Origin of the sequence: Streptomyces sp. NPDC006435 (assembly GCF_040612315.1) — a bacterium.
Lineage (GTDB): Bacteria > Actinomycetota > Actinomycetes > Streptomycetales > Streptomycetaceae > Streptomyces.
Genome location: NZ_JBEXPY010000045.1, coordinates 1 through 13,488 on the forward strand (window position 1 = coordinate 1; position 13,488 = coordinate 13,488).

14 protein-coding genes and 1 riboswitch are annotated in these 13,488 nt (G+C 72.5%); of the genes, 7 read left to right on the forward strand and 7 right to left on the reverse strand.

The window, feature by feature from the left end:
* Positions 1-107 precede the first annotated feature (107 nt).
* The 3 genes from glpK to ABZZ04_RS31740 all read right to left on the reverse strand — a co-directional run bounded on the left by glpK (position 108) and on the right by ABZZ04_RS31740 (position 3,196).
* Positions 108-1,625 carry a glycerol kinase GlpK gene (gene glpK, locus ABZZ04_RS31730; RefSeq protein ID WP_356935678.1) on the reverse strand — a complete coding sequence of 506 codons (1,518 nt, stop codon included), beginning with the start codon at positions 1,623-1,625 and terminating at the stop codon, positions 108-110.
* An 81-nt stretch (positions 1,626-1,706) separates the two neighbouring features.
* A complete protein-coding gene (locus tag ABZZ04_RS31735; protein WP_356935679.1) occupies positions 1,707-2,552 on the reverse strand; it encodes an MIP/aquaporin family protein in 846 nt (281 codons plus the stop codon).
* 164 nt (positions 2,553-2,716) lie between these two features.
* Positions 2,717-3,196 carry a MarR family transcriptional regulator gene (locus tag ABZZ04_RS31740; RefSeq protein WP_356935680.1) on the reverse strand — a complete coding sequence of 160 codons (480 nt, stop codon included), beginning with the start codon at positions 3,194-3,196 and terminating at the stop codon, positions 2,717-2,719.
* 57 nt (positions 3,197-3,253) lie between these two features.
* Between ABZZ04_RS31740 and ABZZ04_RS31745 the strand changes: the two genes are divergently transcribed.
* Positions 3,254-4,078, forward strand: coding sequence for an alpha/beta fold hydrolase (locus ABZZ04_RS31745; protein WP_356935681.1), 825 nt, complete (start codon positions 3,254-3,256; stop codon positions 4,076-4,078).
* A gap of 27 nt (positions 4,079-4,105) precedes the next feature.
* On the opposite strand, the gene ABZZ04_RS31750 is transcribed toward ABZZ04_RS31745, so the two are convergent.
* Complete coding sequence (locus ABZZ04_RS31750) at positions 4,106-4,510, reverse strand: metalloregulator ArsR/SmtB family transcription factor (RefSeq protein WP_356935682.1); 405 nt, start codon at positions 4,508-4,510, stop codon at positions 4,106-4,108.
* Positions 4,511-4,612: 102 nt separating this feature from the next.
* On the opposite strand from ABZZ04_RS31750, the gene ABZZ04_RS31755 reads away from it, so the two are divergent.
* Together ABZZ04_RS31755 and ABZZ04_RS31760 are read left to right on the forward strand one after the other, a co-directional pair.
* Positions 4,613-6,613 (forward strand): heavy metal translocating P-type ATPase, encoded by a 2,001-nt coding sequence (locus tag ABZZ04_RS31755; protein ID WP_356935683.1) that lies wholly within the window; start codon positions 4,613-4,615, stop codon positions 6,611-6,613.
* 90 nt (positions 6,614-6,703) lie between these two features.
* Positions 6,704-7,255 (forward strand): DinB family protein, encoded by a 552-nt coding sequence (locus tag ABZZ04_RS31760; RefSeq protein WP_356935684.1) that lies wholly within the window; start codon positions 6,704-6,706, stop codon positions 7,253-7,255.
* A 106-nt stretch (positions 7,256-7,361) separates the two neighbouring features.
* Here the strand turns inward: ABZZ04_RS31760 and ABZZ04_RS31765 are convergent, their stop codons facing one another.
* The gene (locus tag ABZZ04_RS31765; RefSeq protein WP_356935685.1) at positions 7,362-8,618 is read right to left on the reverse strand and encodes an APC family permease; all 1,257 of its coding nucleotides are present in this window, start codon (positions 8,616-8,618) and stop codon (positions 7,362-7,364) included.
* A 182-nt stretch (positions 8,619-8,800) separates the two neighbouring features.
* Here ABZZ04_RS31765 and ABZZ04_RS31770 point away from each other — a divergent pair, with 182 nt between their 5' ends.
* From ABZZ04_RS31770 to ABZZ04_RS31780, 3 genes are all read left to right on the forward strand, one after another.
* Complete coding sequence (locus tag ABZZ04_RS31770) at positions 8,801-9,232, forward strand: hypothetical protein (RefSeq protein WP_356935686.1); 432 nt, start codon at positions 8,801-8,803, stop codon at positions 9,230-9,232.
* A 100-nt stretch (positions 9,233-9,332) separates the two neighbouring features.
* The gene (locus ABZZ04_RS31775; RefSeq protein WP_356935687.1) at positions 9,333-10,004 is read left to right on the forward strand and encodes a DUF305 domain-containing protein; all 672 of its coding nucleotides are present in this window, start codon (positions 9,333-9,335) and stop codon (positions 10,002-10,004) included.
* Positions 10,005-10,392: 388 nt separating this feature from the next.
* Positions 10,393-10,579, forward strand: a riboswitch (cyclic di-AMP (ydaO/yuaA leader).
* A gap of 4 nt (positions 10,580-10,583) precedes the next feature.
* Complete coding sequence (locus tag ABZZ04_RS31780; RefSeq protein WP_356935688.1) at positions 10,584-11,072, forward strand: transglycosylase SLT domain-containing protein; 489 nt, start codon at positions 10,584-10,586, stop codon at positions 11,070-11,072.
* A gap of 12 nt (positions 11,073-11,084) precedes the next feature.
* On the opposite strand, the gene ABZZ04_RS31785 is transcribed toward ABZZ04_RS31780, so the two are convergent.
* The gene (locus ABZZ04_RS31785) at positions 11,085-12,242 is read right to left on the reverse strand and encodes an FAD-dependent monooxygenase (RefSeq protein WP_356935689.1); all 1,158 of its coding nucleotides are present in this window, start codon (positions 12,240-12,242) and stop codon (positions 11,085-11,087) included.
* Between the two features lie 108 nt (positions 12,243-12,350).
* On the opposite strand from ABZZ04_RS31785, the gene ABZZ04_RS31790 reads away from it, so the two are divergent.
* Positions 12,351-12,941: a TetR family transcriptional regulator C-terminal domain-containing protein gene (locus ABZZ04_RS31790; RefSeq protein WP_356935690.1), complete on the forward strand. Its 591-nt coding sequence runs from the start codon at positions 12,351-12,353 to the stop codon at positions 12,939-12,941.
* Positions 12,942-13,052: 111 nt separating this feature from the next.
* Here the strand turns inward: ABZZ04_RS31790 and ABZZ04_RS31795 are convergent, their stop codons facing one another.
* Positions 13,053-13,355 (reverse strand): hypothetical protein, encoded by a 303-nt coding sequence (locus ABZZ04_RS31795; RefSeq protein ID WP_356935691.1) that lies wholly within the window; start codon positions 13,353-13,355, stop codon positions 13,053-13,055.
* Positions 13,356-13,488 lie beyond the last annotated feature (133 nt).

The window sequence follows — 13,488 nt, forward strand, 5'->3', positions numbered from 1 at the left end:
ACTCGGCAAGAACGCAAGGGCACAGGATACGGAACAGAACGGGGGGAATTGATGTTTGCAGCCCTGAGTGAACACGACATCGCTCCCCGCACGGCACGTCGGACCCGTCAGCCCACGCTGACCCAGTCGAGGGTGCGCTCCACCGCCCGCTTCCAGTTCGCGTAGCCCTCCGCCCGCCGCTCCTCGCTCCACTGCGGCTCCCAGCGCTTCGACTCCTGCCAGTGCTCGCGCAACTCGCCCTGGTCCTGCCAGAACCCGGTGGCCAGCCCGGCCGCGTAGGCGGCACCGAGCGCGGTCGTCTCGGCGACGACCGGCCGGCTGACGGGGACGCCGAGGACATCGGCCTGGATCTGCATGCACAGGTCGTTGGCCGTGACCCCGCCGTCGACCTTGAGCACGTCGAGGTGGACCCCGGAGTCCTGCTCCATCGCCTCCACCACGTCCCGGCTCTGGTAGCAGATGGCCTCCAGGGTGGCCCGCGCCAGATGGCCGTTGGTGTTGTACCGGGCCAGGCCCACGATGGCGCCCCGCGCGTCGGAGCGCCAGTACGGGGCGAAGAGGCCGGAGAAGGCCGGCACGAAGTACATCCCGCCGTTGTCCTCGACCGTCCGGGCGAGGTGCTCGCTCTCGCGGGCGTTGGAGATGATCTTCATCTGGTCCCGCAGCCACTGCACCGCGGAGCCGGTGACCGCGATGGAGCCCTCCAGGGCGTAGACCGCCGGGCTCTTCCCGAACCGGTAGGCGACCGTGGTGAGGAGGCCGTGCCGCGACCGGATGAGCTCGGTGCCGGTGTTGAGCACGAGGAAGTTGCCGGTGCCGTAGGTGTTCTTCGCCTCGCCCGGTTCGAAGCACACCTGCCCCACGGTGGCCGCCTGCTGGTCGCCGAGCACCCCGGTGATCGGGATCGCGGCCCGCAGGGGGCGGGAGGTGCGGGCGCAGCCGTACGCCTCCGGGTCGGAGGAGGGGTTGATGGCCGGGAGCATCGCGCGGGGGATGCCGAAGATGCCCAGCAGTTCGTCGTCCCAGTCGAGCGTCTCCAGGTTCATCAGCATCGTCCGGCTGGCGTTGGTCACGTCGGTGGCGTGGACGCCGCCGTCGGGACCGCCGGTGAGGTTCCACAACACCCAGCAGTCGGTGTTCCCGAACACCGCGTGTCCCCGCTCCGCCGCCTCGCGGACCCCCTCGACGTTGTCGAGGATCCACTTGATCTTCCCGCCGGAGAAGTACGTGGCCGGGGGGAGCCCCGCCTTGCGCCGGATGACCTCGCCGTGGCCCTCGTTCTCCAGGGCCTGGGCGATCGCGTCGGTACGGGTGTCCTGCCACACGATGGCGTTGCAGTACGGGCGGCCGGTGCGCGGGTCCCACACGACGGTCGTCTCGCGCTGGTTGGTGATCCCGATGGCATCGAGGTCCGTGCCGCTCAGGCCCCCGGCGCGCAGGGCGTTCTGCATCACCGAGTTGGTGCGCTCCCAGATCTCCACCGGGTCGTGCTCCACCCAGCCGGGGCGGGGCAGGATCTGTTCGTGCTCCAACTGGTGCTTGGCCACTTCGTTTCCGTCGTGATCGAAGATCATGAAGCGGCTGCTGGTGGTGCCTTGGTCCACCGCGCCGATGAAGTCCGCCATGGCGTGCTTCCTCTCCTGGATCGGGGCCGGTGAGGGCGCCGGGTGTCACTGCTCCACCGGGTGCCGTCTCTTCACCGGGTGTCACTTCTCCGGCGGTACGGGGAGGGTCCCCTCCGGTTCCGGTTCCGCCGAGGGCAGGAACCGGGTGATGAAGCCCTTGTAGAGGAACGCCCCCACCAGACCGCCGACGAACGGACCCACGATCGGCACCCAGAAGTAGAGGTTCCCGTACTGGTCCCGCCACGCCCCTCCGTAGCCGGTGAGGAAGCTCGCGAGCCGGGGCCCGAGGTCACGGGCCGGGTTGATGGCGTACCCGGCGTTGGTGCCGAACGCCATGCCGATGGCCACCACGATGAGTCCCACGACGAACGGGCCGAGATTGGCGCCCGGCGGGTTGTTGAGGAGGTCGGTGACCGCGAAGATCAGCAGTACGAGGATCGCGGTGCCGATGACCTGGTCCCGCAAGGCCCCCCACTCGTGCACCGGGAGCGCGGTGTTCCCGTTGGCCGGCAGGGTGGAGAACACCGTCTGCGTCTTGATGGTGTGTCCGGGGTCGGCCGCCGCCAGTGCCTCGGTGTAGTTCCAGCGCACCAGCAGCGCCGCGACGAACGCGCCCGCGAGCTGGGCGATGGAGTAGGGCGCCACTTTTCTCCAGGGGAAGTCCTTGAAGGCGGCGAGCGCGAGGGTCACGGCGGGATTGAGATGAGCCCCGCTCAGCCGGCCCGCCACGTAGACGCCCAGGGTGACCCCGAGGCCCCAGGCCCAGGCGATGCTGTCGTGGTTCCCGAGGCCGCCGGGCGGGTCGGTGAGCGCACCGCCCGCGACGACCTGGGCGACGACGCCACAGCCGAAGAGAATGAGGATCATCGTGCCGAGGAACTCCGCGGAGAGTTCCCCGGCGAGTCCCGACCGCTTGAGTCGCTCCATGGAGGATCTCGCTTCCTGTCGATTCACGACCTCTGCGGCATAGATCCACATATGAGCGTAGACGTGGGCAGTTGGATCCGCACTCGGTGATGGGAACCCCCGGTGCGCGCCGGATCGCGGTGCGGCCGGGGCGTTCCGGCCGGGCGGGACGCGCGGAATACTTCCTATGGGCAGTCCACGTCGACGTGGTCGAAGAGCTCCACCATGTTGCCGAGCACCCGCACGCAGGCCGTCACCTCGGCGTCGGTGAGATCCCCGCCCACCTGGCGCAGCAGGGACTGCTCGCGGGCGAGCGCGGCGGTGATCGCCTCCCGGCCGGCCGCGGTCGGGCGGACCAGCGGCGACCGCTGGTGGGCCGGGTTGGGCACGACCTCGACGAGCCGCGCCGCCGCGGCGTCGTTGACCATGCGCTGCACGAACTGCCGGCTCAGCGCCTGGGCGCGACCCATCTGCGGGACCGTCATGGGCCCGTTCTCGTGCAGCAGGTCCAGTACGGCGCGCACGCCGACGGACAGGCCCTCGATCGGGGCGTTCTGTTCCACCTTGCGCTGCACGCGCCGGTAGAGCGGGCCCACCAGGGCGAAGACCTCCGTGAGCCGGTGGGCGAGCTCATCGGGGGGCAGGGGGTGTTCGGATTCGGTCACCCGGCCATCATGACACCCTGGTTGTCGATCTGCCGAGTGGATGGCACCTTGGTTGTCATGACTGCTGCTTCCGACCTGACTTCCTTCGAGACCGGGGACGGCCCCCTCGTGTACCGCGACGCCGGGCACGGTCCGCTGCTGGTGCTGCTGCACGGCGGCTTCCTGGACCACGGGATGTGGGACGACCAGGTGCCGGACCTCGCCCGGACCCACCGGGTGATCGTGCCGGACGCCCGTGGGCACGGTGGATCGTCCAACGCGAGCGAGCCGTTCCGGCACACGGACGACCTGGCCGCGCTGCTGCGCCGGCTCGATGCCGGGCCCGCCGTCCTGGCCGGGGTGTCGATGGGTGCGGCCACCGCGGTCGACACCGCGCTCGAACACCCGGACCTGGTCCGCGCGTTGGTCGTCGGCGGCGCGGCCACGAGCGAGCCCGAGTTCGACGATCCCTGGTCCAGGGAGGTCCTGGCCGCACAGGCCCGTGCCCTGGGCGAGGGCGACGTCGAGGGCTGGGTCGACGCCTTCATGCTCTTCGCCGCGGGCCCGCACCGCACGCTCGACGACGTCGACCGCACCGTCGTGCGGCGGCTGCGCGACATGACCTTCCGGACGCTGTCCAAGCACCGTGCCGACGAGCCGGACCTGCGCGTTCCCGTCCCCGACACCTGGGCGCGGGCGGCGAGGATCGGGGTCCCGGTGCTGGCCGTCCACGGCTCCGTCGACTCGGCCGACCACCTCGCCATGGCCCGGCGCCTGGTGGAAACGGTCGCCGACGGGCGCGAGGCGACCGTCGAGGGCGCCGCCCATTACCCCAACATGGAGCGGCCGGACGCCTTCGGCGAGATCCTCCGCGACTTCCTGGCGGCCGTTCCCGCCGGATGACGCGGACGGCGGGGGCGGGCGGCGGGCTCAGCCGGCGGGGGCGGGCACCGCTTCGTCGGCCCCCGCCGCGGCCCGCGCCGGGGCGTCGTGGAGGCCCAGGCGCAGGTGCTCGACGTGGAAGAGGGCCTGGTCGAGCAGTTCGGCCACATGGTTGTCGTACAGGGCGTAGATCACCGAGCGGCCCCGGCGCTCGCCCGTGACCAGGCCGAGGTTGCGCAGCAGCCGCAACTGGTGGGAGCAGGCGGACTGCTCCATGCCGACCGCGTCCGCGAGTTCCGTGGCGGGGCAGGGGCCCTCCTGGAGGCGGGCGAGGATGCGCAGCCGGGACGGAGTGGCGAGGGCCTGGAGGGTGGACGCCACATCCGTGGCCCCCACCGCGTCGAGGCGCTCGCGCGCGGTGGCGGCAGTGTTCGCGTCAGCTCCGTGGCCCATGTGCTCATCCTACGGAGATGCATACATGAATGCGTGTTCATGTGATCCTGTATGGTGCGGAGGTCGAACCGCTCCGCCCTCTCGCGTGGAGGATCACCGCCCATGTCTTTCACCCTCACCCGACCGGCCCCGCCCGCCGGTCCCGTCCGGGACGCGGTCGCCGCCCGCCGCACCCGCCTCCTGGCCCTGGGCGAGGTCCGCTGGGCCGCCGCCGCCCTGGCCCTGTTCCTGACGGCCCTGCCCCTGCATCTGCTCGGCGCGCCGTGGTGGACCTGGGGCCCGCTGTACGCGCTCACCTACGCCGCGGGCGGCTGGGAACCGGGCTGGGAGGGCCTGAAGGCGCTCCGGGAGAAGACGCTGGACGTGGACCTGCTGATGGTGGTCGCCGCCCTCGGCGCGGCCGCGATCGGACAGGTGCTGGACGGCGCCCTGCTGATCGTCATCTTCGCCACCTCGGGCGCCCTGGAGGCCTTCGCCACCGCACGGACGGCGGACTCGGTGCGCGGACTGCTCGACCTCGCACCCGACACGGCCACCCGCCTCCTCGACGACGGCACCGAGGAGACCGTTCCCGCGCGGGAACTGCTGGTCGGGGACGTGATCCTGGTACGCCCCGGCGAGCGCGTCGGGGCCGACGGCCGGGTGCTCGACGGAACGAGCGAGGTGGACCAGGCGACCATCACCGGCGAACTGCTGCCGGCGCCCAAGGAACCGGGCGCCGAGGTCTTCGCGGGAACCCTGAACGGCACCGGGGCGCTGCGGGTGGCCGTGGAGCGCGACCCGTCCGATTCGGTGATCGCCCGGATCGTCGCCATGGTCGAGGAGGCGTCCGGCACGAAGGCACCCACCCAACTGTTCATCGAGAAGGTCGAGCAGCGCTACTCGATCGGCATGGTGGCGGCCACCGTCGCCCTGTTCGCACTGCCCCTGGCCTTCGGCGCGGCCCTGCAGCCGACGCTGCTGCGGGCGATGACCTTCATGATCGTCGCCTCGCCGTGCGCCGTGGTCCTGGCCACCATGCCGCCGCTGCTCTCCGCGATCGCGAACGCCGGACGGCACGGGGTGCTGATCAAATCGGCCGTGGTGATGGAACGCCTCGGACAGGTCGACGCCGTGGCCCTCGACAAGACCGGCACCCTGACCGAGGGCACTCCCCGCCTCACCGACATCCGCCCGCTCGCCGGTCCGGGCCTCACCGAGGACGCCCTGCTCACCCTGGCGGCGGCGGCCGAGCACCCCAGCGAACACCCCCTCGCCCGCGCCGTCACCGAGGCCGCCCGGACCCGCGGGCTCGCCCTGCCCGTCGCCGAGGACTTCGCCTCGGCACCCGGAACCGGCGTCACCGCCACCGTGGACGGCCGCACGGTCGCCGTCGGCGCCCCCGCCCGGCTGCCGGTCACCGCCACCGGCCACGAGGAGGAGGCGGCCGAACTCGCCGCACGGCTGGAGGAGGACGGCCGCACCGCCGTGCTCGTCGTCCTCGACGGCACGCCCGTCGGCGTCCTCGGCATCGCCGACCGTCTGCGGGCCGACGCCCGCACCACCGTCGAACGCCTCACCGGTCTCACCGGCGGCGCGCCGGTACTGCTCACCGGCGACAACCCGCGTTCCGCCGCCCGCCTGGGCGCCGAAGCCGGGATCGACGACATCCGGGCCGGCCTGCTGCCGCAGGACAAGGTCCGGGCCGTCGAGGAACTGGAGGGCGCCGGCCGGAAGGTGCTCGTGATCGGCGACGGGGTCAACGACGCCCCGGCACTGGCCGCGGCCCACACGGGCATCGCCATGGGCCGGGCGGGCTCCGACCTCGCCCTGGAGACCGCCGACGCCGTCGTCGTCCGCGACGAACTCGCCGCCGTACCCACCGCCGTGGCGCTCTCGCGCCGCTGCCGCAGCCTCGTGGTGCAGAACCTCGTGATCGCGGGCGCGTTCATCACCGGACTCGTCGTCTGGGACCTGGTGGGCACGCTGCCGCTCCCGCTGGGCGTCGCCGGGCACGAGGGCTCCACGGTCCTGGTCGGCCTCAACGGCCTGCGCCTGTTGCGCGACGCCGCCTGGACCCGTGAGGCGGACCGCCTCCGCGGGAACGGCGACACCGCGGCCTGATCCGTCGTCAACCGCCCGGACCGCCGGGTGCCTCCGGGCCGGGGCACCCGGCGCACCGGACTGTCGGTGCGGGGCCGTACCCTGCCCGCCATGAGTGATCACAACGAGCCGGTCTTCCCGGAACCCCCGCTCGCGGGCGACGAGGCCGCCACCCTCGTCGGTTCGCTGGAACGCCAGCGGGCCACCCTGGCATGGAAGTGCGGAGGACTGGACGAGGCCGGACTGAACGCCACCCTCGGCACGTCCGCGGTCACCCTGGGCGGACTGCTCAAGCACATGGCCCACGTCGAGGACACGCACTTCTCCCGGCTGCTGCTCGCACGGAAACCGGGAGCCCCGTGGGACACCGTGGACTGGGAGAAGCAACCGGACTGGGACTGGACATCGGCCGCCGAGGACACCCCCGAGGAACTGCTGACGCTCTGGCAGGACGCCGTGGCCCGCTCCCGCGCCCTGGTCGCCGGGGCACTGGCCGAAGGCGATCCGGGAAGCCTGGGCCGGTACACCACGCCCGGCGGCGAATCGCCCAGCGTGCGACGGGTCCTGATCGACATGATCGAGGAGTACGCCCGGCACGTCGGCCACGCCGACCTCATCCGGGAGTCGGTGGACGGACTGGTCGGGGAGGACCCGCCGCGCTGACGACCGGGCCCGCCCGTCACTCGGGCCGTCGCGAACGGCCCGGCGGGCGCGCCCCGGATCGTGTCCGACGAATCCCGCCCGCCCTGCGGGCGGACGGCGTCATTGGTCAGACACGACCCAGGACCCTGCGCACGCCGTACGCCACGGCCCCGGCCGCCAGCACCGCGGCACCGGAGACGACCGACGCCGACGGCAGCGCGAAGGCGAGCAGCAGACAGCCCGCCAGACCGATGACGGGCACGGCGCGGGGCGGCCGGCCCTCGTCGGGGCCGAGCGTCCAGGCGGAGGCGTTGGCGACGGCGTAGTACACGAGGACGCCGAAGGACGAGAAGCCGATCGCCCCCCGGACGTCCGCGGTGGCGGCGACGACGGCGACCACGGCGCCCACGACGAGCTCCGCCCGGTGGGGGACCCCGAAACGCGGGTGCACCGCGGCCAGGGCGTGCGGCAGATGACGGTCACGGGCCATGGCCAGGACGGTGCGTGAGACACCCAGGACGAGCGCGAGCAGCGAGCCGAGCGCGGCGACGGCCGCACCGGCCCGGACCACGGGCACGAGACCGGGCACCCCCGCCGCACGCGCGGCCTCGGCCAGCGGCGCCGGGGAATGGGCGAGCCGGTCGGGGCCCAGGACGGCGAGCAGGGTGACGGCGACGGCGGCGTAGACGAACAGGGCGATGCCCAGTGCGAGGGGGATCGCCCGGGGAATGGTGCGCCGCGGATCGCGGACCTCCTCCCCGAGCGTGGCGATCCGCGCGTAGCCCGCGAACGCGAAGAACAGCAGGCCGGCCGCCTGGAGCACACCCCCGACCGTGGCGTCCGCACCGACGGCCAGGCGCCCGGCGTCCGCGGTGCCGCCGCCGAGCCCAACGGCGACCACCGCCGCGAGAACGGCGAGGACGAAGGCGACGACCACCCGGGTCAGCCGGGCGGACCTGTGCACGCCGACGCAGTTGAGGGCGGTCAGCGCCACCACCGCGGCGACGGCCACCAGGTGCTCCCGGCCGGGCCACACGTAGGAGCCGACGACCAGTGACATCGCCGCGCAGGAAGCCGTCTTGCCGATGACGAAGCCCCAGCCGGCGAGGTGGCCCCAGAAGTCGCCGAGGCGCTCCCTCCCGTACACGTAGGTGCCGCCGGACTCCGGGTGGCGGGCGGCCAGCCGCGCGGAGGACGTCGCGTTGCAGTAGGCCACCACCGCAGCCAGGCCCAGGCCGATCAGCAGGCCCGAACCCGCCGCGCCCGCGGCGGGCGCCGGCGCGACGAAGACACCCGCCCCGATCATCGATCCCAGGCCGATCACCACGGCGTCGAACACGCCCAGACGGCGTCTCAACCCGCCTGTTCCCGCCGATGCGTTCATCGCTCCACTTCCTGCCGGCCGCCCCGTGCGGGAGGTCCGCGGACGGCGGGGGCGCCCGATCCGGGGGCACGGTAGCCGAGCAAGGTGTCCGGCAGGGGGTGCGGTGGGACGGACAAACCCGGTGGGGGTATCGTCGGGGCTCGTACCGCAGGACCCGTACGACCGAGGAGTTCGAGGCAGCCGTGGATCGCGGAACGACGCGCGCACCGGGAGTGTCCCGGCTGCTCGTGCTGTGCGCCGTCCTGTGCGGACTGTTCCTCATGCACGGTGCCCCGGTCGGCGCGGCCGGGGGCTGCCACGACGCGATGACGACGGCCCCGGAGCCGTCCGGGCCGCTGCCCGCCGCGCCCATGGAGATGGCCGGCCACGCCGCCGCGCAGCACGGGGAGGTTCCCGTCCGGGCGGCCGAGGGCCTGCCCTCGGCGAGTGGCGAGTCGTGCGTGTTCACCCAGGCCCGTGACCGGGTGCTGCCGCTGCTCCTCGCGCTGGGCCTGGTGGTCCTGGCGGCCCGGGGTGTTGCCGGGCGCCGGGCGGCCGTGCGCGGGCCGGAGCGACGGGGGCCGCCGTTCGGCGGCAGGGACCTGCTGCTCCAGGTGTGCGTCGCGCGGACGTGACGGGGCCGCCGGTTCCGGCCCGCCGCGGCCGGACCGGTCGGACGACCCCAACCGTTCCGCGTGCCACCGACGTGGCGCGTACACCTGGAAAGAACCCAGCATGCGCGTTTCCCTGCCCACCGCTGTCCGCCGCCGTCGCGCACTCGCGACCGCCGGTACCGTCGCCGCCCTCGCCCTGGCGCTCACGGCGTGCGGCTCCTCCGACGACACGAAGTCCAACGGCTCGTCCATGCCCGGCATGAACCACGGCTCCGGCAGCGCCTCCGCACCGGCCGCCGGGGGCGGTGCGTTCAACGACGCGGACGTGAAGTTCGCGCAGGAGATGATCCCGCACCACCAGCAGGCCATCGAGATGGCGAAGCTGGCCGACGGCCGCGCCGCCGACGCCGAGATCAAGAAGCTGGCCACCGCGATCGAGCAGGCCCAGGACCCCGAGATCAACACGATGAAGGGCTGGCTGAAGTCGTGGGGCAAGCCGCTGCCGGAAGCCCCGATGGGTGACATGCCCGGAATGGATCACGGCTCGGACGGTGCGGGAATGCCCGGGATGATGTCCGACAAGGACATGGGCGACCTGAAGGCCGCCAAGGGCAAGGACTTCGACAAGAAGTTCGCCCAGCTCATGATCGCCCACCACCAGGGCGCGGTCACCATGGCCGAGGACGAGCAGAAGAAGGGCGACAACGCCGAGGCGAAGAAGCTCGCCGAGGCCGTCGTGACGGCCCAGACCGCCGAGATCGAGCAGATGAACAAGATCCTCGGAAGGCTCTGATCCCGACATGAGTGCGGGCCTGCCCGGCGGGCCCGCACTCCCCGGATTCCTCATCCGGGGAATCCGGGCGAGGAATCCAGGCGAGGGGCACGTGATCCCGCGGGCGTTCTGCTCTATTTCACCCGCCGGACCACAAGAGGGCATCTGCACCTTTTGCCCTTATTCGATGGCATTTGAAATGCGCCTTTTGTGACCACGTGGCGCGCATCACGCCCGATGCCCGTGATGTCATCCCGGGTGGGCCGGTTCCCTTTTCCTGCAAGGGAATGCTGTCGCCCGATGTGAAGTGCGTTACTGAATTATCGGCAATTCGATCTTGTGAATGAATTGCGTGCGGAATTCGGGGTCTTGTTCCTTTCGGTGTTTCTCGCCTACGGTCACCGTCAATCCGGACGGAACGCCGAATCCTGCCGCTGTCCGGCAATCCGACTCACTCGTGCACGGCAGGAACGGGGGACCCAGGCAAGCTGCCGATCCGGTATCCGGAACGGCTCGGGGTGAAGCCGCATTCGTGTGCGGCCGGGCATCTCCAGCCCGAACCCGACAGCTCACCTCGTAGGCGACGGAGAGGAATTCACCATGCTCGCAAAGGGTGCGTACCGTCGTCGCAGGCCCGTCCCGCCGGTCCGGGGTCTCATCGCCGTGGGCACGGGCGTGGCCGCCCTCGTGCTCCCGCTGGCCGTCGCCGGAACGGCGTCGGCGACACCGGCGCAGTCCGCCGTCGTCGCCGCACAGCCCGTGGCGTACACGAACGATCTGGACGGCTGGATCAAGGAGTCGCTGGCCATCATGGCCCAGCACGGCATTCCCGGCAGCTACGAGGGCATCCACCGCAACATCATGCGCGAGTCCTCCGGCAACCCCCGGGCCATCAACAACTGGGACTCCAACGCCGCCGCCGGCACGCCCTCCAAGGGGCTTCTCCAGGTCATCGACCCCACGTTCCGCGCCTACCACGTGCCCGGTACGTCGATGGACAGCTACGACCCGGTCGCCAACATCACGGCGGCGTGCAACTACGCCGCCGCCAGGTACGGGTCCATCGACAACGTCAACGGGGCCTACTGACACACCGCGTGGTCAGTCCGGTCGCGGGGGCGCCCAGTCGGCGTGCCGCAGTACGGCGCGGACGGTGACCCGCGACGGCGCCAGCCGCAGCGCCGCGTCGCGCAGCGCGATCGCTGCGGGATGCGACAGCTGCTGCCCCATCCGGCCCGCCCGACGAGCCGCCCTCGCGACCGACTGGCTGCGGGGGCGGCGCTCGGCGTCGTAGCGGCGGAGCGCCGACTCGACGGAGGGCCCGGCGCGGAGCGCGGCGGCCAGCGACACCGCGTCCTCCAAAGCCTGGCAGGCGCCCTGGCCGAGGTTCGGGGTCATCGCGTGGGCGGCGTCGCCGAGGAGGGCGACCCGCCCGACCGCGTAGGAGGGCAGCGGGGTGACCAGCTCGTTGACGTCGTGGTGCAGCACGGCGCCGGGCCGGGTCGCCGCCAGCAGGGCCGGAATGGGGTCGTGCCAGTCGCCGAACCGGCGGCGGACCTCGGCGAGCGGGTCCGGATGACGCACCCCGGCGGGTGAGTTGAACACCGCGTGCCACTCGGCCCGGCCGTCCGCGAACACGATGTGACCGAACTCGGCCCCCCGGCCCCAGGTCAGCTCGAAGTCGGTGTTCAGCTCCACCGGTGACTCCGTGATGGCGCGCAGCACCGTCGAACCGCTGTGGACCGGGCCGGGGTGCTCGGGGAAGAGCTGCGCGCGCAACCGGCTGTTCACTCCGTCGGCGGCCACGACCAGCTCCGCTTCGAGAACGGTGCCGCTCGCGGCGAGCCGTATCCGGGAGGCGTCGGAGCGGTCGACGGAGGTCACCTCGGCCCCGGTGACCAGGGACCCGGCGGGCAGCGCCGCGCGCAGCAGCCGGTGCAGCACGGCCCGGGGGATGCCCACGATCGGGGTGCCCAGTTCGCGCTCCAGGGCCGCCCCGTCCATGCGCGCCAGCAGGCGTCCGTCCGGGGTCCGGGTGCCGCCGGTGTACTGGGGGCGGGCGGCCGCGCGCACCTCGGCCCCGACACCGAGGGCGTCCAGCGCGCGGATGCCGTTCGCGTGCAGGGAGATGCCCGCGCCCGCGTCGTCCGGTCCGGCGCCGCGCTCGACGATGGTCGTCTCCCAGCCGGCGCGGCGCAGCCCGATCGCGGCGGCCAGTCCGCCGATGCCCCCGCCGACCACCACCGCGCTGCCGCCCATGCAGGCCCCTCCTTCGTCCCGTACCGTCACGTCCCCGGTCTTCTACAGCTGTAGAAGGAGGGTACTACCCCGTTTCTACAGGTGTAGAAACGGGTGTAGAAAGAGGGGATGAGTACCGATCGACGCACCGTTCTCGCCGACGCGGCCATCGAGGTGCTGGCCGACGAGGGGATGCGCGGACTGACCCACCGGGCCGTGGACCGGGCGGCAGGTCTGCCCCCGGGCACCACCTCGGCCTACTTCCGCACCCGCCGGGCCCTGCTCACCGGGCTCGTCCGGCGGCTCGTCGAACGGGACCAGGCGGAGCTGCGGGAGGCGGGGGAGCGGGCCCCGGTGCCGCGGACCCCCGGCGAACTCGCGGACGGGCTCGCCGCGTTCGTCGCGGAACGGCTCACCGGTGAGGGGCGTCGGCGGTCGCTCGCCCGCTATGCGTGCGTGGTCGAGAGCGTGTGCCATCCGGAACTGCGCGAGATCCTCGTACCGCGCCGGAACGCGGCACGGGAGATCGTGCGGGAGTTCCTGGACGCACGGGGTGTGGCGGACGCCGAGGGGCGCACCCTCACCCTGCTGGCCTGCGTGGACGGGCTGGTCTTCGACCGGCTGGTGAACGGTGGCGACGTGCCGGGGGACGAGATCGCGGGCCTGGTCGCCGCGGCGCTGCGGGAGCCCGGAGCGGTCGGTGAATCCCCGGCTTCGTGAAACCGCCGACCCCGTGAGTCCCCGGCTTCGTGAAACCGTCGGCACCGTGCGGCGCGGTCGGGTCGGCGCGTCCGTCCGGGAGTGGTGTGCCCGCGGGCGGCTCCAAAGGCGCTACGCGGCCGGTCCCGGTTCCCTGTTCGGTGACGCGGGGACGGTCGCCGCCCCGCCCTCCCGGACCGCCCGCACCGCCGTCTCGTGCAGGTGTCTGCTGTCCTCCTCCGAACAGCACGGCACGGGGCTTCCCGACATGGTGAACCAGTCGATCGCGCCGGTGTACTGCACGGTGATCTGGGCCGTGTCGTCCGCCCAGGTGGTATGCACGGTCAGGTCCCCGGACAGGACGCCGATCTCGTCCGTGAGCACGCCGCCGTGCCCGGAGAACACACTGCGAGTCGTCCATGACGCCCAAGCCATGACTCAAGGCTGGCACCAAGACGGCCGATGCGCGACCCGCGACCGCCGGGCCCCTCGTTCCCGGCCCGCCCCACCGGGCCTTCCGGCATGCGGATACGGGCGAAACATTCCTCCCGGGACGGCTGCGGTTCCC

Coding starts and splice junctions, on each gene's coding strand:
- ABZZ04_RS31785 (WP_356935689.1), bottom strand. CDS start 12,242: ATGGGCGGCAGCGCGGTGGTGGTCGGCGGGGGCATCGGCGGACTGGCC.
- ABZZ04_RS31735 (WP_356935679.1), bottom strand. CDS start 2,552: ATGGAGCGACTCAAGCGGTCGGGACTCGCCGGGGAACTCTCCGCGGAG.
- ABZZ04_RS31745 (WP_356935681.1), top strand. CDS start 3,254: ATGACTGCTGCTTCCGACCTGACTTCCTTCGAGACCGGGGACGGCCCC.
- ABZZ04_RS31775 (WP_356935687.1), top strand. CDS start 9,333: ATGCGCGTTTCCCTGCCCACCGCTGTCCGCCGCCGTCGCGCACTCGCG.
- glpK (WP_356935678.1), bottom strand. CDS start 1,625: ATGGCGGACTTCATCGGCGCGGTGGACCAAGGCACCACCAGCAGCCGC.
- ABZZ04_RS31780 (WP_356935688.1), top strand. CDS start 10,584: ATGCTCGCAAAGGGTGCGTACCGTCGTCGCAGGCCCGTCCCGCCGGTC.
- ABZZ04_RS31765 (WP_356935685.1), bottom strand. CDS start 8,618: ATGAACGCATCGGCGGGAACAGGCGGGTTGAGACGCCGTCTGGGCGTG.
- ABZZ04_RS31755 (WP_356935683.1), top strand. CDS start 4,613: ATGTCTTTCACCCTCACCCGACCGGCCCCGCCCGCCGGTCCCGTCCGG.
- ABZZ04_RS31750 (WP_356935682.1), bottom strand. CDS start 4,510: ATGGGCCACGGAGCTGACGCGAACACTGCCGCCACCGCGCGCGAGCGC.
- ABZZ04_RS31760 (WP_356935684.1), top strand. CDS start 6,704: ATGAGTGATCACAACGAGCCGGTCTTCCCGGAACCCCCGCTCGCGGGC.
- ABZZ04_RS31795 (WP_356935691.1), bottom strand. CDS start 13,355: ATGGCTTGGGCGTCATGGACGACTCGCAGTGTGTTCTCCGGGCACGGC.
- ABZZ04_RS31790 (WP_356935690.1), top strand. CDS start 12,351: ATGAGTACCGATCGACGCACCGTTCTCGCCGACGCGGCCATCGAGGTG.